Source organism: Tsukamurella strandjordii (assembly GCF_039525985.1).
Taxonomy (GTDB): Bacteria; Actinomycetota; Actinomycetes; order Mycobacteriales; family Mycobacteriaceae; genus Tsukamurella; species Tsukamurella strandjordii.
In genome coordinates this window covers 568993-569300 of sequence record NZ_BAAAII010000008.1, presented here as the reverse complement: position 1 = coordinate 569300, position 308 = coordinate 568993, and the positions used below count along the sequence as shown (strand labels likewise).

At 73.7% G+C, this 308-nt stretch carries 1 pseudogene; it reads left to right on the top strand.

Going from position 1 to position 308, the window contains the following annotated elements:
• Nucleotides 1-308, top strand: a pseudogene (locus ABD108_RS17370) (hypothetical protein); the annotation flags it as partial.

Below are 308 nucleotides of genomic sequence, written 5' to 3'. Positions count from 1 at the left end.
CGCAGCCGACAAGACCGCAGCAGCCCACACCGCCGACGCCGCCAAGAAGGACGCCGACGCCAAGCAGGCCACGGCAACCGACCAGGCAGCAGCAGCCAAGACCGCAGCCGACCAGGCCACCGCAGCCAAGGAAACCGCCGACAAGGCGGCCACCGACCGAGCGAATGCGGCCAAGGACGCGCAGGCCCGGGCCACCGCGGCTAAGGAGGCGTCCGACAGCGCCAACGCGGCCAAGGCGGCTGCGGAGCGCACCGCCGCCGACAAGGCGGCCGTGGACAAGGCGATGGCGGAGAAGGCCGCCGCCGACG